At 40.9% G+C, this 21,903-nt stretch carries 10 protein-coding genes and 5 tRNA genes; all 15 read right to left on the reverse strand.

Translation table 11 applies throughout. From position 1 onward, the window contains the following. Positions 1 to 299: 299 nt before the first annotated feature. Entirely contained in the window at positions 300 to 923 is a 624-nt protein-coding gene (locus tag HMPREF3032_RS01195) for a hypothetical protein (protein WP_062401215.1), read from the reverse strand. Positions 924 to 1,078: 155 nt separating this feature from the next. Further along, positions 1,079 to 1,155 (reverse strand) — tRNA-Met (locus HMPREF3032_RS01200). Between the two features lie 7 nt (positions 1,156 to 1,162). Beyond that, a tRNA-Thr gene (locus HMPREF3032_RS01205) sits at positions 1,163 to 1,238 on the reverse strand. 26 nt (positions 1,239 to 1,264) lie between these two features. After that, a tRNA-Met gene (locus HMPREF3032_RS01210) sits at positions 1,265 to 1,340 on the reverse strand. A 7-nt stretch (positions 1,341 to 1,347) separates the two neighbouring features. Beyond that, a tRNA-Tyr gene (locus HMPREF3032_RS01215) sits at positions 1,348 to 1,432 on the reverse strand. 7 nt (positions 1,433 to 1,439) lie between these two features. Further along, positions 1,440 to 1,515 (reverse strand) — tRNA-Thr (locus HMPREF3032_RS01220). An 886-nt stretch (positions 1,516 to 2,401) separates the two neighbouring features. Continuing rightward, positions 2,402 to 3,814, reverse strand: coding sequence for a hypothetical protein (locus HMPREF3032_RS01225; protein WP_062401216.1), 1,413 nt, complete (start codon positions 3,812 to 3,814; stop codon positions 2,402 to 2,404). Next, entirely contained in the window at positions 3,804 to 4,469 is a 666-nt protein-coding gene (hypB, locus tag HMPREF3032_RS01230) for a hydrogenase nickel incorporation protein HypB (protein ID WP_062401217.1), read from the reverse strand. The genes HMPREF3032_RS01225 and hypB overlap by 11 nt, the downstream gene beginning before the upstream one ends. A gap of 9 nt (positions 4,470 to 4,478) precedes the next feature. Beyond that, positions 4,479 to 4,820: a hydrogenase maturation nickel metallochaperone HypA gene (gene hypA, locus HMPREF3032_RS01235; RefSeq protein WP_062401218.1), complete on the reverse strand. Its 342-nt coding sequence runs from the start codon at positions 4,818 to 4,820 to the stop codon at positions 4,479 to 4,481. Then, positions 4,798 to 5,646 (reverse strand): bifunctional 5,10-methylenetetrahydrofolate dehydrogenase/5,10-methenyltetrahydrofolate cyclohydrolase, encoded by an 849-nt coding sequence (locus HMPREF3032_RS01240; protein ID WP_062401219.1) that lies wholly within the window; start codon positions 5,644 to 5,646, stop codon positions 4,798 to 4,800. The genes hypA and HMPREF3032_RS01240 overlap by 23 nt, the downstream gene beginning before the upstream one ends. 98 nt (positions 5,647 to 5,744) lie before the next feature. Then, complete coding sequence (locus HMPREF3032_RS01245; protein ID WP_062401221.1) at positions 5,745 to 7,733, reverse strand: penicillin-binding transpeptidase domain-containing protein; 1,989 nt, start codon at positions 7,731 to 7,733, stop codon at positions 5,745 to 5,747. After that, a complete protein-coding gene (locus HMPREF3032_RS01250) occupies positions 7,730 to 9,184 on the reverse strand; it encodes a CCA tRNA nucleotidyltransferase (protein WP_231723391.1) in 1,455 nt (484 codons plus the stop codon). The genes HMPREF3032_RS01245 and HMPREF3032_RS01250 overlap by 4 nt, the downstream gene beginning before the upstream one ends. 12 nt (positions 9,185 to 9,196) lie before the next feature. Then, positions 9,197 to 10,072 (reverse strand): L-serine ammonia-lyase, iron-sulfur-dependent, subunit alpha, encoded by an 876-nt coding sequence (gene sdaAA / locus HMPREF3032_RS01255; RefSeq protein ID WP_062401223.1) that lies wholly within the window; start codon positions 10,070 to 10,072, stop codon positions 9,197 to 9,199. Positions 10,073 to 10,080: 8 nt separating this feature from the next. Then, a complete protein-coding gene (sdaAB, locus tag HMPREF3032_RS01260) occupies positions 10,081 to 10,746 on the reverse strand; it encodes an L-serine ammonia-lyase, iron-sulfur-dependent subunit beta (RefSeq protein WP_072270742.1) in 666 nt (221 codons plus the stop codon). A gap of 262 nt (positions 10,747 to 11,008) precedes the next feature. Next, positions 11,009 to 21,142 (reverse strand): ESPR-type extended signal peptide-containing protein, encoded by a 10,134-nt coding sequence (locus tag HMPREF3032_RS01265; protein ID WP_062401224.1) that lies wholly within the window; start codon positions 21,140 to 21,142, stop codon positions 11,009 to 11,011. Positions 21,143 to 21,903: the final 761 nt, after the last annotated feature.

Consider the following 21,903-nt stretch of genomic DNA (forward strand, 5'->3'; position numbering starts at 1 on the left):
GTGACCGATAGTACCAATGTTAACGTGTGGTTTATTACGTTCGAACTTTGCTTTTGCCATTGTTAAAATAGCCTCCTTCATTACAAAAAAACTAATTACCTTTATTATATATGATTAAATAGAGAAATACAAATACACTTTACTTATTTTATAGGAATTACAGGTGCTTTCATTCCACTTATCGGATATTTCTGTGAAAGCCTAACCTCTGTTCCTCATTACATTTTATATAAGTAATTCAACATATATTCCGAGAACATACTATATAGGCGGCACAATATAGTATTCTAGCGCATAACTTACAAATATCTCAGCATATATTCTAAAATAATTTGCACAATACCAGTACCTAGCAATAATAGAAATACTTTCATTAGGGTACTTTTAATAATACGAGCCATCAGGGATAGATTCATGTAGAAAATCCAGATGGCCACTGCAAAGAAAGCCCCTATGAAGAGCCAAATAAGTTCCATACCGTAGGATGTTGCTAGGAAAAAACCTGTCCCAAAAAACGGCAACAAGAGCACGCCTAATACTACGCCATATACATTGGTGATGACCTTGCCGTAGATGAATCCTTTCACCACATCTGTCCAAGTCGCCTCACCTGTTGTCAATTTGTATAAGCCGAAGAAAATCGCACTGTTAAACAAAATGGACACCGCTTGAAATAGGAAAAAGACGATGGCCAAACCTATGATAATGGCCGACCCTAAGGCGTCAATCTCACGATAATAGGCAGGCATGAAAAAGCCTACCAACGGCAGTACTAAAGTAGCCACCAATAAACAGAATACCACTTCCAGACCAAAATAGGTAAGTAAACCTTTTTTTATCGTTCCATGCTCTGCAATTTGATCAAATCCCCTACTCTTAGGGTGCCAAATTAATTCTTTTAAATCATTAAACCATGTTGTCATATGTACCTCGTATTCTTAATACATAATGGTGCAACTCTATCTCATTTTACATAGAGTTGCCATATTTCTATATCTTCATTATACAAAGTCAAACTAGGAATTTCAATGTATATCTAATTTCGGACATAAAAAAATCCCCACCTAAGTGAGGTTATTGGTGGCGGCACACGGATTTGAACCGCGGACACACCGGGTATGAACCGATTGCTCTAGCCAACTGAGCTATGCCGCCAAGTATATGGAGCTAGTGACCGGGATTGAACCGGTGACCTTATCCTTACCAAGGATACGCTCTGCCGACTGAGCTACACCAGCACTATTCAATCACTAACGAATTAACATGGTTGCGGGGACAGGACTTGAACCTGCGACCTTCGGGTTATGAGCCCGACGAGCTACCAACTGCTCCACCCCGCGATGAAAATGGTGGAGGGAGAAGGATTCGAACCTTCGAAGTCGAAGACGGCAGATTTACAGTCTGCTCCCTTTGGCCGCTCGGGAATCCCTCCAAAAAAATGGAGCTGGCGATAGGAATTGAACCCACAACCTGCTGATTACAAGTCAGCTGCTCTACCGATTGAGCTACGCCAGCACATTTACGTACATATTATATATGTCTTTATGTAGTTTGTCAAGAACTTTTTTCTACTCCGTAGTCCTGTTCTTGACTACTTTGATATAATACCACATTTATGATTCCTAACGCAAGTGTTTTATAAAAAATTTTTTAACTTTTTTCAGAAAATTTTGTCATACCTCTCAAACAATACATTATAACACCACTTTGGATAGGAATAGGTTCGTTCTTTATTACATTTATTACTGACATGTCAAAAATTTAGCCTAATTATATAGAGCTTACCGTTGCAACAGTAGTATTTCACAACAAAATATGGTATACTAAATATATAAAAAGAAGAGCCATCAACGTTTGATCGGCGTTAGGCTCATCTCAAGAAAGTTTGAAATGAAAATGTGCCTAACGTATTAAGGTGACCAGACCTTATTCGTTAGGCTTTTTCATTACTTATATAGTAAATCTAAAAGTGCTATGATCAGCATAGCAATTTGTATCAGTAAAGATAATATTGCAAGCCTCTTCATAGTATCACCTCCCTCCTACAATGTAGGAAGAGATGAACCTAACAATACGTTAATAGCCCTTCTAATAATATTATTATACCATAAATTCCTCAAATCGTTAATTTTTTAATAGATCAAAATCTCTAAGGAACGCAATTACGAGTAGTAGCCTTATGGCGTTGCTATATCAAATTTATACAAACACAAGAAGAGCACGGCGCACCCCCCAAGCGACGCAATTTTGCGTAGTAGCCTTGTGGCTTTCTCTTACTGACTATATCACACAAATGTAAGAAGACCGTAACACACCCCTGAACAAGCATAACCACTGTATAGCTTGAGAAGGGGTGTGTTACGGTCTTCACTTTATATAATTTAATTAAGAAAGCCACAGGCTACATAGCCGAAACAAGTTCGCTTTTCTTTTGGTTGGACAATAATATTTCTCTAATAAATTTATCATCCAATGTAAACAACAAATAGGTATGTTCTAGTACTGGATGGCGATAGCCATACACTACACCTTTACTACTATCATGATGATTAGCAGGTTCTTCAAAATCTGGCACTCCGTAGAGATAGAGCAGTAAGTATTTAGAATCTCCTAGTGAAATGCCGCGTTTCGTCGTACCAAGCGATGAGTTGATCATGACACGAGTGATTTCGTGTTCCTTGTTATATGCGATTACTACATCCTTATAGCCTAAAAATTCCTGACCATACACCTTGCCTCTTTCTTCCCAAGATCGATTTGGATCATTGGTAAAGGTATCACCTAATCGGTATCCCATCAAAGAGAAATCTGATTCTGTCATGGTATTAGGCTTAAACGTTTCTAATGTAGTGGCTGGTATAGCAAAACGAGGCCAGTCATGACCCGCAATCATTCCCAAATGCGTGACTTTCCCCTGCTTCAATGAAAGCCATACATAACCCACAGAACTGTTAGAACCTGCTAAAGAGTCACTAGTATAGGTATTCTTCACCAACTGTGAAAACTCCTCTTTTTGAATAGAGATTTTTTTATTTTCTGTTATAGTTTTTTCTTTACCAATTACGCCTTCATATAGCCACAACAAAGAACCATCTGTATTGTCTCGCCACATAGCTCGTGGTGCACCCCAAGCAAAGAGCACTTCACTACGCGTCGCTCCTACATGAACATCTTCATGTAAGAAAATACTAGGCTTATCTGTCCACAATAACTCAATGGGATATTTAGAAGCTTTAGAAACTTTAGACTTTTTTGCATCTTCCGTATCTTCTACCGCCTTGTTAGACTCACTAGATGCCTTCTGTTCCTCTTTACCATTGGTCTTATTATCTTTAGATACTTTAGTTTCCTTAGCTTTCTCAGCGCTACCTGTTTCTAGCGTACTTTCCACAGCGGAATCTACATCCAACATATCACCAGCATGTGTTTCAGCAGCTTTTTGTTTACCTATAGCCTCTAGCTTTTCTTTCAGTACATCCACATCTGGAAATACCCACGGTTCATGTTGTTTCCCCTCTACACGAGTTTTTGCTTCCCCTGCAAGAGCTTTCACAAATTCATCTGTAATCACAAGAGGGGGCACTCGTTTAGCTGTAAATGCAGTTCCCACTAGATCAAGTTGTTCTGCTTCGCCTTCCTGAAAGGAAGCTTTCTTCTCTTTTATAAATTTTCTAAGCGCCAACTCTTCTGACATACGTGCAGTGTCAGCACTGGTATTGATAGATACCTCATGACCCAGTACAATCTGTGGCTGTAACACCACTATTCCTGCTATTATCATAGCCCCTAAGGCAGCTTTCCAATTAGCTTTCATTGTTACGTCGCTCCTCTAATTTTTCTTTCACCCAAGTAATCCAAGGTGAAAGCCCTGCTTCCTGAGTGCAACTCACCTGAAAAATAGGCACACCTGGTTGTAAGGAGTTAATATCCCGCATGGCCTCATCCATTTTAAATGGTACATAAGGCAATAAATCAACTTTGTTCAACAATACTGCTGCTGACTCTTTAAAAATCAAAGGATATTTTAATGGCTTATCTTCTCCTTCTGTAATAGAAAGAACAGTCACTTTCATATCTTCACCAATAAAAAATTCTGCTGGGCATACTAAATTGCCCACATTTTCAATGATGATTAAATCCAACGCATCCAAATCTAGTTCAGCAATAGCCTCACGAATCATATTCGCATCTAAATGGCAACCTCCGACTGTATTGATTTGAATCACTGGTACACCTGTGGCATGAATGCGCTCCGCATCTTTATCCGTGAACAAATCACCTTCAATAACAGCAATGCGATAGTCCTTGGACAACGTTTGCAAAGTCGCCTCTAATAGAGATGTTTTACCCGCCCCTGGTGATCCTAATAAGTTCATCACCAAAATGCGTTTATCTTTAAATTGTTTTTGTAGTGTTTCTGCAATGGCATCATTTTTAGCCAATACATTTGTCATTACTTGTACTTCCATGATACTCCTTTAATCCATATCGATGGATGCCACACGCAATTCACGACCTTGCAATTCTTCTACAGCAAAGCTATTACAGTGTGGACATACATGGCGATATCGGTCCATTGAAAACTCTTGATGGCAATCCAAGCAACGCCCTTTCATAGGAATCAATTCTATCTCTAGCTTCGCTCCTTGTGCCGCCGTTCCTTGTGTCACTGCATCAAAGCAAAAATGCAACGCTTCTGATTCTACCCCAGATAAAACACCAATCTGTACTTGTATAGCATGTATGATACTGCCTTCGTTAGCTTTCAATGTATCTAATGCCACATCTACAATTCCCTCAGCAATGGCCATTTCGTGCATAATATGCCTCATATAATCCTTCTAGCATCATGGTAGTAGTCACAGAACCAACCCCACCTGGTACAGGTGTAATCGCAGAGGCTACTTCACTAGCAGAAGCAAATTCCACATCACCTACGGTTTGTCCATCTAGGTCATTGATTCCCACATCAATCACTACACACTCTGGCTTCAACATAGACCCATGTACCATATGCGCTTTACCCACAGCAGCAATCACCACGTCAGCTTGCAACAATTCAGCTTCTAAATTTTCCGTTTTAGAATGGCAGATTGTCACTGTGGCATTGCGTTCTAGCGCCAATAGTGCTACTGGTTTCCCTACGACTTGGCTACGACCTAGGACAACAACTTTTTTGCCAGAAAAGGAGATGCCATAATGATCTACGATTGCCATGCAAGCCTTTGGCGTACATGGTACATAACCACCTTTACCAGAGCTAACTAAACCAATATTATAGGTCGTTAAGCCATCAATATCTTTTCTTGGATCTAAGGCTCCAATCACCGCTTCACTGTCGATATGTGTTGGCATCGGCATTAATGGCAATACGCCGTAGATACGTTCATCTGTGTTAAATTTGTGAATCACCGCTTCTACCTCTTCTTGCGTAGCTGTTTCTGGCAATTCTACTAATTCAGTACCGAAATTTGCCCCTTTTGCTACCTTTTCCATGAAAGTAGCATACATTTTGGCAGCACTATCGTCTCCAACTAACAAAATACCTAGGGTAATCGTTATACCTTGGTCTATCAAAGCTTGCATTTTTTCCTGCAACACCGCTTTTCGCGCCTGAGCTACAGGCTTACCTAATAATTCTATCATCCTATCCTCTCCTTGAGCATCCCCTATTACAGATATCCTACTGCTGTATAAATAGGCCTAGGATGTAATATTTTTTCACATCCCATAGCCCACGTATCTTACCGCTTGAAATACACTGTAACGGATCCGCCCTGTTCTATAGTACTACCCACTGCTTCCTCTTGAGAAACAGCATAGCCTGTTCCATAAGGTTTAAAGGTTAATCCTGCTTCATGCACCCAATCCCGTACTTCACCATACGCATGACCTACGAAGTTTGGCACAATGACAGAGCCATCTTTATTACGATGCACCGTCAATACCTTAGTTTCAGCTTTTGACTTGTCTTTATCACCGTGTTTACTACGAGTCGGTGAAAGCTTATAGTACCGCACTAATTGTGACATCACATCTTGGAATACTGGCGCTGCAATTTGACTACCATAGAAAGTACCTGCTGGATCATCAATCACAACTAATGCTACAAATTGGGCATCTTCTACCGGTCCATAACCAATAAAGGACGCAATATAACGACCGTTCAAATAACCTCCATGTTCAGCATCTAGTTTTTCCGCCGTACCAGTTTTACCAGCAAATTGATAGCCTTCTACATACGCCTTATGTCCGCCACCTTCGGAGACTTCTTTCTCTAAAATATCCGTAATCTGTTTGGCAATACTTTCAGGTACAGGTTGACCTTGCTCCACATCTTGTGCCTCTTTATAAATCGTTCCATCTGGATTGACAATGGATTTAATAATATGAGGTTTCATCATTTTACCGCCATTAGCTAGTGCTCCAAAGGCTTGTACCATTTGTAACGGAGTCACCGCAATCCCTTGTCCGATGGACATAGTAGCTGTATCTAACTTACTCATGGTCTTAGGATCAAAAAGGATACCATCTCCTTCTGCTGGTAGTTCAATACCTGTAGCCTTACCAAAACCAAAGCGTTTTACATAATCCGTCAAAATCTCTCCACCTGTAGTCGTACCCAAGTACGCCATACCTGTATTGATGGAATATTTTAAGATATCTAACAATCGTACTTTACCACTGCCTTTACCATCCCAGTTTTTCATATGATGTCCATCAATGATAATGGTCCCCGTATCATTATAGACCGTATCTAGCTGCCATTTTCCAGCTGCCAGTGCGGAGGCGGCAATAATCGGTTTGAACGTAGATCCTGGTTCATAAATACTCACCACCGCATTATTGCGATAATCTTCAAATTTTAATTTATTTACGTCCGATGCCATGCCTCGATTTTTATTGGCCATCGCAAGGATTTCCCCTGTTTTTGGATCCATAATAATCATCGCTGCACTGCGAGCCTTTGTGTCTATCATCGCTTTATCTAAGGCCCGTTCGGCAATAAACTGCACCGTTGTATCAATGGTAAGATTCACCGATTTTTCTTGATCTGGTAAAAACTGAGATTGTACGGACTCAAAGACGGGGCGACCAGCTGTGTCGTTGTAAATGCTGACTTTTACCTCATTACTGCGAATCACATCATCTAACGCTGCCTCAAGCCCTGCCTTACCTTCTGCATCCGCTTTGCCATCTTCATTGAATCCTACAAATCCAAGGACCTGCGCTAATAAAGTATCATTCGGATAATAGCGACGGCTCTCTTTATGTAAGGTAATAAAATTGAACTTTGCTTCCTTGATGGCTGCTTCTATACCATTGGAGTTCGGCACATCTAAGAGGCGATCAATCCAGACAAAGGCTGTATCTTCATTTAACTTTTTAATAATCTCTTCTCTAGAAATGCGCACATAAGGAGCTAATACATCTGCCACTTCTTCCGGCGTTTTTTTAGCTACCACACGCATCATGGTTGGATCTGCGCTAACGGAGTTAACTGTTACACTCAATGCCAAGGGGTTGCCATTGCGGTCAAAAATAGTTCCCCGTGGAGATTGTAAAACTCTATCTGTTAAAAATTGATTAGAAAACCGTTCAGAATAGGTATCTTTTGCCACAATCTGTACATAGGTATATCGCAATATAATTCCTAATGATATAAAAAATAGAACTAAGAACCACGAACCGGCATTCAAATTTAATCGTTTTCTTGCTGCTTGCACTTTCATGCATGGTACTCCTTTTTCTTTACTCGTTCGTATTTAGCCATTCCTGCCTTATGTAAGGCTTCTGGTGTATTGGGAATATCTCCCGCTTGTACTCTCTGTAAGAGAGTCTGCATTACTTCCTTCGTATAAGGTGCTACTAAATTGGGCAATGTGCGATCATAGCACAAATCCTTCGTGTGTACAGGCATCTGTTTTGCCATATCCATCATGCGTGTTCCATACTGGACTGTAGGTTCTGCATCTTTCGTGCCTCCTCCTAATACATCTGCCACACCTAGGGTTTTTAGATAGTCCACAGCCTCCACTAGATCCTTGGTTTCTCTAAATAAATTTTCATGACATTCCTTCTGCAACCATTTATGTAAATCTGCAGAACCATTGGACACATAAAAGTGAAACCGCATATGTCGCTCTACAAGCCATACCACAAGATTTACAAATTCTTTAGCATAGCCTAAACGGGTCAAGATATTTCGTGCCATAGTGGCACCCACCCTATCATGATTACGATCCGTAATGCGCCCATTGTGAAAGCCGCGAACTCCTTCCATGCCTTTCCCCACATCGTGGAGCAAAGCAGCCCACCGCAATACTAGATTCGGCGGCACCCCTTTTACTACTGCTAAGGTGTGGCGCCATCCATCATGTATATGGTGTTCTGGTGCTTGCGGTAAATCTACTAGATGAGTTAGCTCTGGCAATATAGGAATCCGTCGAGACTGCCCCTCTATCGTTTGTTGGCAACATTGCTCATTTAAATGACTGCGCACCAACGCATCTAAAGAGAGATCTACATACTCACTAAGCAACATTTTTTCGATTTCTATACGCACTCGTTCTAGCGATAATCCTTCCACACGATATAGGTTTGGCTCTATGCCCGCCCAGGTGGCAGGATCAATAGAAAATCCCAATTGTCCTGCAAATCGACATAATCGGAACATGCGCAACGCATCTTCTTGAAATCGCTCTTTACTAGATCCAATGGTACATAAACGGCGTGCCACAATATCTCGTAAACCGCCTACTTCATCACGGACCTCACCACTTTCAGTAAGAGCAAGACCATTGATCGTAAAGTCTCGCCGCTGTACATCCTCTAAAAACGTAGAAGGAAATTGCACTGCCACCGGTCGATGACTATCTTCACCATATTGTTCACTTCGATAAGTTGCTACTTCATAGGTATCATCACCCACTGTAACCACAACCACCCCAAAGGAGGCGCCTACTACATTCGTCGTAATAAAACCCTCAGTTCGTAGTACGTCGATGACCACCTCCGGCATAGCGGAAGTGACAATATCATAATCGTGAGGAATCCGTCCCATCTGTATATCTCGCACCGCACCACCCACAATATACGCTTCATAATGCGCTGCTTGTAAGGTCCGCAAAATGCGCAGAGCTCCTTTGTAGATGGAAGTCTCTTTGTATGCTTCTATGCCCATACTTACACCTCTCTATTTCTGATGGGCCAACCGATTCGTGATATCCACCCCTGTTTTAGTTTTCGCCAAACCGCCTTCGCTCGTTTCACGAAGCGCTTCTGGTAAAGCCCGTCCAATGGAATCCATCGCTCCAATCACTTCATCTGCAGGAATGCGGCTACGCAATCCCGCCATGGCCATTTCTGCGGATGCCAACGCATGTACCGCATAGATTCCATTTCTCTTCACGCAAGGCACTTCCACCAGCCCTGCCACAGGGTCACAAACTAAACCTAAGACATTTTTCATGCAGAGGGTCATAGCCGTTACCACTTCTTCCGTAGTGCCGCCCATCATCGCTACAGCACAGGCAGAAGCCATGGCAGCCGCTGTACCAACTTCGGCTTGGCAACCCCCCACAGCTCCCGCTACACAGGCTTGATTTGTCACTACATTACCTACACCAGCTGCCGCTAGAAATCCATTCACATACGCTTCCTCATTGCATTCGTAGACTTCTCCTACTGCTTGCATCACACCCGGTAAAATACCACAGGCTCCTGCTGTAGGACATGCCACAATGCGGAACATCTTTGCATTTGCTTCATTCACAGAAATAGCATAACGTAGCGCCCGATAAGCTAAATCACTTAAAAAAAGAGGTTGTCTTTCATCTAATTGTTTCGCTTGCCCTCCAGACATACCACTCTTACTTTTTCTTGTGTCAGCGATGCCATCACGAACAGATTCCTTAAAAATCTGAATACGACGTCGTATCTCAGCTAGGACCTCCTCTTTCGTAGAGCCCGTACTTTCTATTTCTGAACGCAAGACCACTTCGGAAAAAGAAATACTTTCACGATCAGCCAAGCGAACAATGTCTTCAATTGTATCGTATAAATAACTCATAGTATCCTCTATTCCAATGGTTCAAAATACATAACCGAGGAAATGCCCGGCACTTCTTTAATTTGCTGCAATGCCATTGCATCTACATCAGAGTCCGTAGAAATAAGCATGACTGCCTCTGACCCTTTTCGCTTACGGAACACCCGCATGCTAGAAATATTGATGCCTTCCAAGCCTAAAATGTGCGTAACCCCTGCAATGACACCAGGTTGATCCGTATGGAACACAATAATTTGATGTTCTTCTCCAGTAATATCTACATCGATGCCATCAATATTCGTCACTGCCACACGACCTCCACCGAGGGATGACCCTGTAACAGACATGTGTTTTCCATCTTTACCGTACATATTGAATCGAACTGTATTAGGATGGCCTGCATCTACTTCTGATTCAATAAAGGTATACTGAAAGTTCTCACGTTCTGCTATCTCCAAGGACTCACGAATACGTGCATCATCTGCATCCATTCCCAGCAATCCTGCCACCAGAGCACGGTTTGTACCATGTCCACGATAGGTCTTGGCAAAAGAACCATATAAGGTCATAGTGACACTGTCAGGGCGCTCACGAAAAATAGACAAAGCCATCTTTCCCAAACGCGCCGCCCCTGCTGTATGTGAACTAGATGGACCTATCATAACGGGTCCAATAATATCAAATATACTACTCAAAGTAGGTACCTCCTATTATCTATGTAGGAATATTCTATCGATTATCTGTATCTTATATCATAACATATATTGACCCTTCTCGTAAAAAGATTGCTGCCTAAATCACGCAAATACAAGAAGACCGTAACATCCCCCCCTGAACTAACATAATCACTGTATAGTTTGAGAAGGGGTGTGTTACGGTCTTCCCTATATCCTATTCAATTAGGAACTTCATAAGGTATATAGCAACAAGATGTATAGATACTCTTAGTGTCTAAGATTATCCATTCATGCGTTTGAACAATTCTGCAATTTGCGCTTTCATCAATGCCAATTCTTCACGTTGTGCTTCATTCTCTGCTTTTTGAGCAGCGTTTGTCGCACGCAATTCATTTAATTGGTCTTTTTGGATTTTGTTTTGTGCTTCTAAGGCAGATACCTTATCTTGTAATGTGTAAGAGGCACTGATTGGTCCTTGACGGAATGTATCTTTCACAGCCGTTTCATCAGCACGGGCACCGAATTTCCAAGTCACACTAGCATTCATCATAGTTTCATCACCATGACCATTTAAGGATGCCCCCATATGGAACATAGTAGATTCATTTTTGTAATGATTAATGCCAAGTGCTAAGGCACTAGATCCTTTATAGTAGCCCAGGCCTGCAGAAATTTGTGTTGGCTCCAATGGATCGTACTGGATGGATTGCAAGCTTGCTAACGCAGCTGCTTGTGCACCCATACGATTCATACGATTACTAATATTTACTACATTACCAGCAATACCTTTTAACTGCGACACGTTAACTGCATCTGTATCTTTTGTACCTGGTGCTACATTGTGAATTTGTTGCATACCTGCAGAGATACCCTCTGTCATAACTGGTTTGCCATCTGGACCTTTCACAGGGTTACCATTGCTGTCTAACACTGGTTTATCCATACCGAAGGAAATAACTCGAGTATTATCTACTACATTTGGTTTTAAAGCTCCTACAGCACCCGCATATTTCTCGCCTGGTTTTCCATCTTTACCCATATACACAAAGTTACCGTCTTTGTCTTTCATGACTGGCTCACCCTTTTCATCTTTGAAAGTAAGATTACCATTTGCATCACGAGCTACTGTACTATTTGGAATGACTTTCAGTCCTTCGTTCGTATACTCCGTAGAGTTACCAGGAGTTTTAATCTTTTCTTTTTGTTTTCCAGTAGTAGGATCGATAACTGGTTTACCATCTTTATCGAATACTTTTTCCATTTCATCAGTTGTAGTAAAGGCTATCTTATCACCAGATACATGCGATGTTTTTTCTACGCCAGTTTTTGGATCCTTCGCATTCAAGAGTAAATCTTTATTCGTTAGGGATGCTGTATTGTTACCCTCTTTATCTCGTAAGGAGATTTCTTTAGGTCCTACTACAGTTTTGTTGTCATCCTTATCTTTATACGTAGTTCCTGCTGCTGTAGATGTATTAGTATTTTTATCCTTATCTGCCAAAGTAACAGTAGTCGATGTACTTGTATTGGTATTACCATCTTTGTCTTTTAACTCAGTTTTATCTGCTGTAGACGTATTTGTATTACCATTTGTATCTTTCAATACATTAGTTGTTGGCGTACTTGTGTTGGTATTTTTATCCTTATCTGTCAACGTAATGGTATCACCTTTTATGGTTGTAGTAGCACCATCTTTACCATTGACACCGATAGCACCTTCTCCATCTTTAGCAGTAATAGATACACCATCTTTGCCATCTTTGCCATTCACACCGAAGACACCGCTGCCGTCTTTGCCAACTGTAGCAGATACCACATCTTTACCGTCAGCATTTTTCACGATCATAGCGCCATCTTTAGCTGGAATAACATCTGCTGGAGGAACTGGTTTGGTATCCTTCTTAGGTGTTACTGTCGTACTTCCATCTGGATTTGTAACCACTGTTACATCGCCTTCTTTGTAGTACTTGTCGCCCACTTTCACAAGGTTATTACCATTTTTATCAGTCGCTGTGCCACCAGTTGTGACAGAATCAATTTTAAGATCTCTATTCACATCTACTTTCACATACGTCGTTGCTTTCTTAGTACCATCCTCGTTAATAGCATCCACAGTTACCATAGATACATTGGTGTTGGCTCCATTTGCGAATTTCACATCGTCATTCGGATTTACCTTGTCATACACTTTTGTATCTTTACTGAAATCTTTATCAGTAGAACCAATGCCTACATTCCAACCAGAATCTTGGATTGCATTCGCCACTGCATTGCCTGTTACAACTCCTGCACCTGCATTCGTTACTTTGTCAGTCTTAGGATCAACCTTCAATGGAGTTCCTGTTGGTTTACCATCTGGACCTTTTTCGAATCCTACTGGTTTACCATCTTTATCTACCTTGTAGTAATTATCTCCGATTTTAACGGCATCTGTTTTTGTACCATTGCCATGGGTGATGGTTACTTTATTCGTAACCTCTCCCTCTTTGATTCCTACTGTAATTTCACGAGTACCATCTGCCAATGTTTTACCAGTAACGGTCACACCTTGATCACCTTTGAAATCTACTACGTTAGCATTTTTTACCACATCTTTGTAGCCATTACCATCTTTGGCGGACACAACCCAGCCCATATTTTGTAGGTCACCTACTGTAGCTGCTGCGTTTTTATTCACAGGCGCATCGTCTGTACCTTCCAAATCAACTAAGTTTGCTGGTGTTGTGCTAGGTGTAGTTCCTGGCGCTGTACCTGCTGGTGTAGTATCTACAGTTTTAGTATTCAGCGTAGAACCTACACCTGTAATTTGTGTTGGTTTGCCATCCTTAGATGTGACATTTAATGCGGAAGATGGTTGTGCATCTGATGCATTATTCGTAGCTGGTTTCGCCGCTTCTGCTTTCATTGTCACAGGGTTCACTGGTGTAACAGGTGTTGTTACATCCACCGGTGTTGCATCTGGTTTTGGAGCGCCATTCACTACATCAGTTGGTTTGTAATAGTTAGCGCCCACTTTCGTGTACGTATTACCTTTGCCATCTGTATAGGTATTTGGACTGCCTACGTTCAACGTGCCTGTATCCACATTGGTGAAAGTCACATTATCTTTCGTAGCGTATGTAATTTTACCATTTGCATCCTGTTTCACAGTCAAGTTATTACCTGCTACCATTTCCACAGTATTACTTGGTTTGATTAACTCTCCATCATCCTTAGTTCCAGTAAGTTTTTCTCCCCCGCCAGCAGATGTTTTCAAGTTGAAGCCTGCATTGTTGATTGCTTCCGCTACATTTTGTACGGTAGCCATTTTGTTCAATCCTGCCTCATCATGGGCTTTCTGTGCTGTATCTACTGGTGTTTGTTTAGTAGCTACATCAGCTTTCTTATCTGCCACCGCTTGTTGTAATGCTGGATTTTTCGGATCTGCCGCTAATGCTTTTTCTGCTTCTTTTAAAGCTTCTCTTGCTGCAGACAAGTCTTTTTCAGCAGCTGCTAAGGTTTCTTTTAATTGCTTAGCTGTAGCTGGATCTGCAGGTGTAGCAATAGCTCCTGTTTCTTTATTATCCGTACCTACTGCTGGTTTCATTTCACCTATAGTTACTTTTACGCCATTTTCGTCAACCGTTACAGAACCATTAGCTGCTTTTACATTAAATGTAACATCACTTGCCGTGTTATCCTCACGAGTTGTTACCACCGCGGTAGTACCAAGACCATTTACAAAGTTCACTGTATCATATGGTTTTACAAAATCACGAGATTCTCCATTGTTTTGTAAGTTCCAACCTGCGTTTAATACGTCAGATACTGTGGCTGCATTGTTACCAATATACTTAGGATTAGCTTGTCCATCTTTTGTTTTTGGATTTGCTAATGCTGCAGCTTCTTCTGCTGTTAATGGCGCTTTATTGATATTTTCTACATCGCCTGTTTTTTCTGTACCATCAGGATTTGTAATTGTTTTGGATCCATCATTTACATTTGGAATGTTGCTTTTCACATTGCTCAAGGATGCTGGACTTATGCTTCCTTTTGGCCCATTAATTGTTGTTTTAACAGGACCTGTTACATCCACTCCTTTTCCATCTGGTTTAGTATTGAAGATTTGGTTACCATCTTTATCTGTTTTACCAGTTGGATACACTTGCTTACCATCTTTATCTGTGTACACCACAGGTGTTACTGCATTATTTGTAGACGTTTGGTCATCTACTTTTACAGTGATTGTACGTACACCTTTGTCATCTGTTTTACCAGATACGGTAGCTGTACCTTCGCCAACGAATTTCACTTCGTTTGCATTTTTCACTGTATCGGAGTACGCCTTAGTCAAATCATCTGTCTTTTTATCTGCAGATACAATCCAACCCATGTTACGCAAATCACCTACAGTAGCGGCTGTATTATCGCTTACTTTTGGATCTCCATTTGCTGGTTTGGATAAATCAACTAAGCCACGGTTTTTATCCGTTGTTCCTGGTACATCAGCATTATTTACTTGATCACCATATTTGTCCAAGCCAGATGTTACATTGCCTAATTGTGTAGCTGTTGTTGTATTAGGTTTATCTCCTGCTGGTGTTGGATTAACTAACGCAGTTTTTAATGGTTTTGTTGTATCAATTGGTTCAATTACATTGTTATTTTCATCAACCAATTTACCATCATTATTTTTGCCTACTGCTGGTTTACCTGCATCACTGATAGGTTGACCTTTATCGTTAACTTTGTAGTATTTATCTCCAACTTTAGATACTGGCGAACCATCTTCTGTTGTGTATGTCACAGGTAATCCTGTTACGTTGAAAGTCACATCGCTTGCAGTACCTGCAGCATTCGTTGTCACTACAGCTGTTGTATTACCACCGTTCACAAAGTTTACTGTATCATATGGTTTTACGAAGTCTTTCGCTGCACCATTGTTTTGTAAATTCCAACCAGCGTTCAATACATCAGATACAGTAGCGGCATTATTTGGATTGATATATTTGTCACCAGCTTTATTTGTTGTATTTGGTGCTGCTTGAGCTGTGGTAGCATTGCTTGGACCTGTTGTAGCATCGTTATTCTTCGTATCAGGAAGATTAGATTTTACGTTAGACAATGTTGCTGGAGTGGTTGTTCCTTTTGGCCCGTTCACAGAGGTAATGACTTCTGTGTTTGGAATTTCCTTACCCGTACCATCTGGATTTTCAAAGAATTTAACTGTCTTAGTTCCATCTCCATTGTCTACTTCTCGAGGATATACTTTAGTACCATCTGCTTTCGTGTAATTCACAGGAGTTACAGTTTTATTAATACCTGTTTGATTATCTACTTTCACAGTGATGGTACGCACATTACCCTCTGTTTTACCAGATACAATAGCACTTCCTTCACCGACAAATCGTACTTCGTTCGCATTTTTTACAGCCTCTGAATACTCATCAGTAGTGACTGCACCATTTGCTCCTGTAGTTTTATTGGAAGATACAATCCAACCCATGTTACGGATATCTCCTACAGTAGCCGCTGTGTTATCCGTTACATTTGTATTCGTCAAATCTCGCAAACTATTTTTAGCTGGTTCTTTACCATTCACTGGAGCCGCTTTGTAATTCTCCAACTTGCTTGTCACATTATCCAATGTAGTAGGACTTGTTGTGCCAGTTTTATTAGCTGCCGGTGCTGGGTTTACCAAGGATGTTTTTAATGGTTTATCTGTAATGTTCACATCAGGAACTTCATGTCCATCTTTATCAACTGGTTTACCATCTTTGTTGAACTTCGTAACTGGCGCACCTGTACCATCTACTGGTTGACCTTGATCGTTAACTTTATAGTATTTATCGCCAATTTTAGTCACTGGTGTACCATCTGCTGTTGTATAAGTTACAGGCAATCCTGTTACGTTGTACGTTACATTGCTTGTTGTACCATCATCAGATGTTGTTACCACCGCTGTTGTATTTAGACCATTGATAAAGTTTACAGTATCATATGGTTTTACAAAGTCTTTCGCAGTGCCATTATTTTGTAAGTTCCAGCCAGCATTTAATACATCACCTACGGTTGCCGCATTATTTGGATTGATAAACTTATCTCCAGCTTTATTCGTTGTATTTGGCGCTACCGCGTCTGTTTTTGGTGCTGTTGTTCCTGTTTTAGCTCCATCCAAGTTGCCTTCTACGTTAGATAATGTAGTTGGTGTACTTGTACCTTTTGGTCCGTTAACAGTTGTTTTAACTGGACCTGTTACTTGTTTACCACTTCCATCTGGTTTTGTATTAAAGATTTGGTTTCCATCTGGATCCTTTTTGCCAGTTGGATATACTTGGTTGCCACTTTCATCTGTGTAAATAACAGGTGTTACCGCATTGTTAGTGGATGTTTGGTCATCTACTTTCACAGTGATCGTACGAACATCGCCTTCTGTTTTACCAGATACGATGGCACTTCCTGTACCAACAAATCGCACTTCGTTCGCATTTTTCACTGTACCAGAGTATTCTGTAGCAGTAACTGCACCATCTGCACCTGTAGTTTTATTAGAAGATACAATCCAACCCATGTTACGGATATCGCCTACAGTAGCGGCTGTATTGTCGCTTACTTTAGGTTCTCCTGCGGTAGGTTTAGACAAGTCAACCAAACCAGTGTTTTTATCCGTTGTACCTGCTACATTACCACCATACGTATCCAATCCAGATTTCACATTAGTAACTTTCACTGGATCCGTATCATTAGGGCCAGACACTTTCAAGTCTCCATCATTTGTTTTAGACAACTTAGGTCCTTGATCGCCACCTACTTGAATCGTGTTGAAAGAAGGATTCTCTACCGTAGCAAATGTGATTTTACCATTAGCATCATGTTTTACATCTAGGTTTTTACCAGCGATCATTTCTATAGTACTGCCTGCTTTAATGGATTCACCATCGGTAGTAACACCACTGCCTGCATTTCTTGTACCGCCATTAGCGCTAGCTTTCAATGTAAAAGCCGCACTATTCACAGCATTTACCACAGAATCTACAGTAGCAATTTTACCTTTGTCACCATCTTTTACTTTCACAGTGCCAGGATTAGCACCAGTTTTAACAGGTTCGATTGCACCAGTGACAACTTTTAATCCATTAGTATCGTCAGTGGTAATCGTAGTACCATCTGTTTTAACTTTTAAACCATCATTAGTTACTTCTAGAGACTTATCCGCTGTATTAACGGTTAAACCAGCATTTGTTGTTTTTAATGACTTATCCCCTGGGTTAACCTTAACTCCATCTGCTCCTACAGTTAAAGATTTGTCAGCTGCGCTCACAGTGATTTTGTTGGTCGCATCATCTTTTTTCAAGCCATCGCCAAGGTTTACGCTGTATTTCACAGTAGATGTTTTACCATCTGTACTTTCCACAGTAGCTGTCGTGCCATCTCCATTGGCAAAGTTCACAGTATCATAAGGCTTCACAAAATCTACAGCTTTGTTATTACCTTGTAAATTCCAACCTGCATTCAATACGTCAGATACAGTGGCTGCATTCGTCGGATTTACTTGATCTGCAGCATCTCCTAAGGTTGGCGCCGCTTGAGATGTAGTGGCATTACTTGCTCCTGTAGTAGCATCATTATTTTTAGTGCTCGGTAAATTACCTGCCACATTAGAAATCGCATTACCGCCATTATTCAAACCTGCAGTCGTTAACGAAACAGGTTGTTTTCCTACAGTTACTGGAGTGACTGTCACCCCAGCACCATTGATATTAGTCGTATCACCTGCATTATTTTTAAACTGAGCGCTTTTTAATCCCCTTAACTCTGGATTCAAAGAATAGGTGAATTTAGAAGTTACACGTGTTCCTGTTTTACGCGTCGGATTATCTGGATCATCATACACTGGTCTAGATGCATCTTCTTGATGTAATACCAAATTATCGCCTACACGAATTTTCACTTCATCATTAAGACGTACTTTATCTATATGACCTGTAGCCGTACCTGGATTTTCTCGTGTTGTTGTTTTACCATCAGCAGTATGTACTTCAGTTCCTTCTGTAGCTGTCGCTCCATTAAATTTCAATACACCAGAGCTGTCCTTATCTTTTTCAGCTTCTACAGCCCAACCACTGGACATGCGCTTTGTAACGGAATTCAACTGAGAACCGTTGATGGCATCTGTAGAATCATCTGCAATACGACCAGCGGCTACATTTTTCAATTGACGTTCTGCCCCTGGTGAGCCAAAAGATACTACGTCACCTTCAGACGTATTTGTTCCACCTGCCCAATAGAATGTATAGGCTACTTTTTGACTATCAAATGGTACAATTTTACCTTCTTTATCATAGGAAATATCTGTTTGTCGAGTACCAACAGATCTCTTATCCGCTCTAGAACCTGTACCGATAGCCACCCCATTTTGTAGTTCAGACATAGCGCCTGTACCTAGGGCCACACCACCTAATTTTGTGACACGGGCACCAGTACCAATAGCCGTCCCTAAATCACCAGTAGATAAGGAGTGAACCCCCATGGAAATAGAACCATGACCATTTTTATTCGCTGCCGAAGAATAATCTAAGGTATCTGTATTCAAGATGCCACCATTCGTTAATTCTCCATAGGCTTGTTGGATAGTACCACTAGCGTTTTCCATTTCTACAGAACGGATGGTACGTTCGACTTGTTCTCCACCAATGGTCTCTGTCTTTTTAGTGGATTTGATGACAGTTTTTCCATCAGCACCTATTTTCTCTTTTTGGTAACTTACTCGCTGATTAGCTACCTTGGTAATTTCAGAACCACCAATCATAATAGAGGAATCACCTTGCGCCTGTGTTCCAAGACCCATAGCAATGGCACCTTGTTCACCAGAAGCAACCGCGCCTTGACCTACCGCAATATCTGCCTCTTTCGTTGTTTGTGCTAACTGACCTACTGCTACGGAGGCTTTTGTAGCCTGAGCATGATCACCTACAGCAACAGCGGATGTTTCCGCATTGGATCTGTAACCAGCAGCCACAGCTGCTTCTTTTGCACGAGCAGCCGTACCTGCAGCAACCGCATAATTACCTTGTGCTTCCGATCCCATACCGATGGCTACTGCTGCCTCAGCATTCGCTACTACAGAGGCTCCAGAACCGATGGCTGTGGCACCAAAAGCACCTTTTCTAACGATAGAGTTCGTACCGATAGCTACGCCTAATGGTGTGGTAGAATGGGCTTGCATACCGATTACGGTTGAACCATCTTGACCATAGCTGGCACGATAGGAACGATCTAATCCTGCGCCTACTAGTTCCTTATATTTTTCAGAAATAGTAAGCTCCGACTCTGTTTTATCTGTTGGGTTCCTTTTTCCTGTACCCGGAGTGACTGCCGCATTAAAATCATTAACACTTCTGGCATCTGCACTATTCGGGTCCGCAGCTTTAAAATATTTCTTTCCATCATAGGCTTGAATATCATTACCACCAATAACGATAGAGCCCATACCGGCTATAGATTGCGCACCAATGGCCACTGATTGGTCACCAATGGCACGGGTGTTACGGCCTAAGGCTGTGCCTTCATTAATATCTACGCCTTGGAAAGAGAAGAAACCATCCTTGCTAGCATCTCCTGTTTTTTTGAAATAATCCAATTTACTGGTAGTCCCACCAAAAGCTTTCACCAATACGGTTGCATTATCATCAGGATCAGTACCATTTCCTGTTGGTAAGCCCTCTGCATTAATCGCACGAAACCCCGCACCAGCACCAGCACCAATAGCTACGGAAGAGTTAATAGCAGCATTATTTTTATTAACCCCCGTATAAGATGATACCCCGATTGCCACGCCACCTGAAGCTTCATTTTTCCCTATGCTTGTTACATCAGTAGCTGCTCCTGTTTTGGTAGAACCTGCTGTGGAATTATAGCCTATGGCAATACTATGTCCACCCCCTTCATCACGGCTTTTAGCTTCTTTACCAATAATAATATCATTGTCTTTCTTTGCTTCGCTAGATGAACCAAAAGCAATTGTATCATTCGCTTTAGCCTTTGCCTCATTACCAAATGCCATTGAGCGCTGCCCAGCCGCTTCTGTATTTCTACCAAGAGCTACCGTATATGTATTTGTAGATTTTGAATTTGTGCCTAAGGCAATCGTATCATCTTGGTTTGCCTTAGAGTTTTTACCTACCGCCACTGCGTTCGTACCACTAGCTGATGAAGTTTCTCCAAAAGCGACACTGGTAGCGCTACCTGTACCTGCATCATTAATGGCTCCTACTGTGTTTACCATCACAGGACTCACCGCCATAGCCATGGCAGCAGAACTAATCACAATAGCTTTCGCCTTATTGCGACCCACTCGTTTCGCTAGTTCTGATACAACTACATAACAACCCTTCGTTTTACTCCATACAACTTTATAAATACGATTCAATGCCATTTACTTTCTTACCTTTCATTTATCATCTATACGCGTATGATTTTAATATCATTACTGTCTTTTATATAGGAAATACAAAAAACTATAACTTCAACCATCTTTTTAAGTTATAGCTCATAAACTATAGAATTGTTATCTTCTACTGATAAAAATCATATAAAATATATTAGCCTATTAGCAAACTTAAGCTAGCACTCCAGTTTCCTTCATTGACTAATATACCTATATTACATTATGCATAAAATTATATACAACAAATAAAAAGAATACAAGCCATTTATAATATGCATATTAAATTAGTATAGATTGATTTTATCCTAGAAATACAAACATTTCAAAACAGCAACTTATCTATGTATCTTTATTTCTAATTATGCATTTTATTGTAAAAAAATAGATTAATTTATATACTCTCTGAATATTTATAAATGACTTTATACAGACTTGAAAATCACATTATATATATTATTTTCTGTTATTTTATCTTAATATACTTAAAACGCATAGAATTCACCACTTTATCCTTTTGTTGCATCATACATTCATATAATACTTCATAAACATAGTCCATCCCATGCACAGAGATTACTTACCACGCTATTTGCAAATAATAGCCTCATAACATCCCCTAAGGAGCGTAGTTACGAGTAGCAGCCTTTGTGGCGCCCCTTACTGATCAAATTACGAAAATGCAAGAAGAGTACGACATGTTCCGGAGCAAACCTAACCATTGTATCAGTTCGGGTCGGAATATGTCGTGC

The organism is Veillonella sp. DNF00869 (assembly GCF_001553345.1).
GTDB lineage: Bacteria > Bacillota > Negativicutes > Veillonellales > Veillonellaceae > F0422.

Excerpts from the sequence above, each read along its gene's own strand:
- HMPREF3032_RS01250 (WP_231723391.1), bottom strand. The coding sequence starts at position 9,184 with ATGGGCATAGAAGCATACAAAGAGACTTCCATCTACAAAGGAGCTCTG.
- HMPREF3032_RS01195 (WP_062401215.1), bottom strand. The coding sequence starts at position 923 with ATGACAACATGGTTTAATGATTTAAAAGAATTAATTTGGCACCCTAAG.
- HMPREF3032_RS01240 (WP_062401219.1), bottom strand. The coding sequence starts at position 5,646 with ATGATAGAATTATTAGGTAAGCCTGTAGCTCAGGCGCGAAAAGCGGTG.
- HMPREF3032_RS01245 (WP_062401221.1), bottom strand. The coding sequence starts at position 7,733 with ATGAAAGTGCAAGCAGCAAGAAAACGATTAAATTTGAATGCCGGTTCG.
- hypA (WP_062401218.1), bottom strand. The coding sequence starts at position 4,820 with ATGCACGAAATGGCCATTGCTGAGGGAATTGTAGATGTGGCATTAGAT.
- HMPREF3032_RS01265 (WP_062401224.1), bottom strand. The coding sequence starts at position 21,142 with ATGGCATTGAATCGTATTTATAAAGTTGTATGGAGTAAAACGAAGGGT.
- HMPREF3032_RS01225 (WP_062401216.1), bottom strand. The coding sequence starts at position 3,814 with ATGAAAGCTAATTGGAAAGCTGCCTTAGGGGCTATGATAATAGCAGGA.
- sdaAA (WP_062401223.1), bottom strand. The coding sequence starts at position 10,072 with ATGAGTTATTTATACGATACAATTGAAGACATTGTTCGCTTGGCTGAT.
- hypB (WP_062401217.1), bottom strand. The coding sequence starts at position 4,469 with ATGGAAGTACAAGTAATGACAAATGTATTGGCTAAAAATGATGCCATT.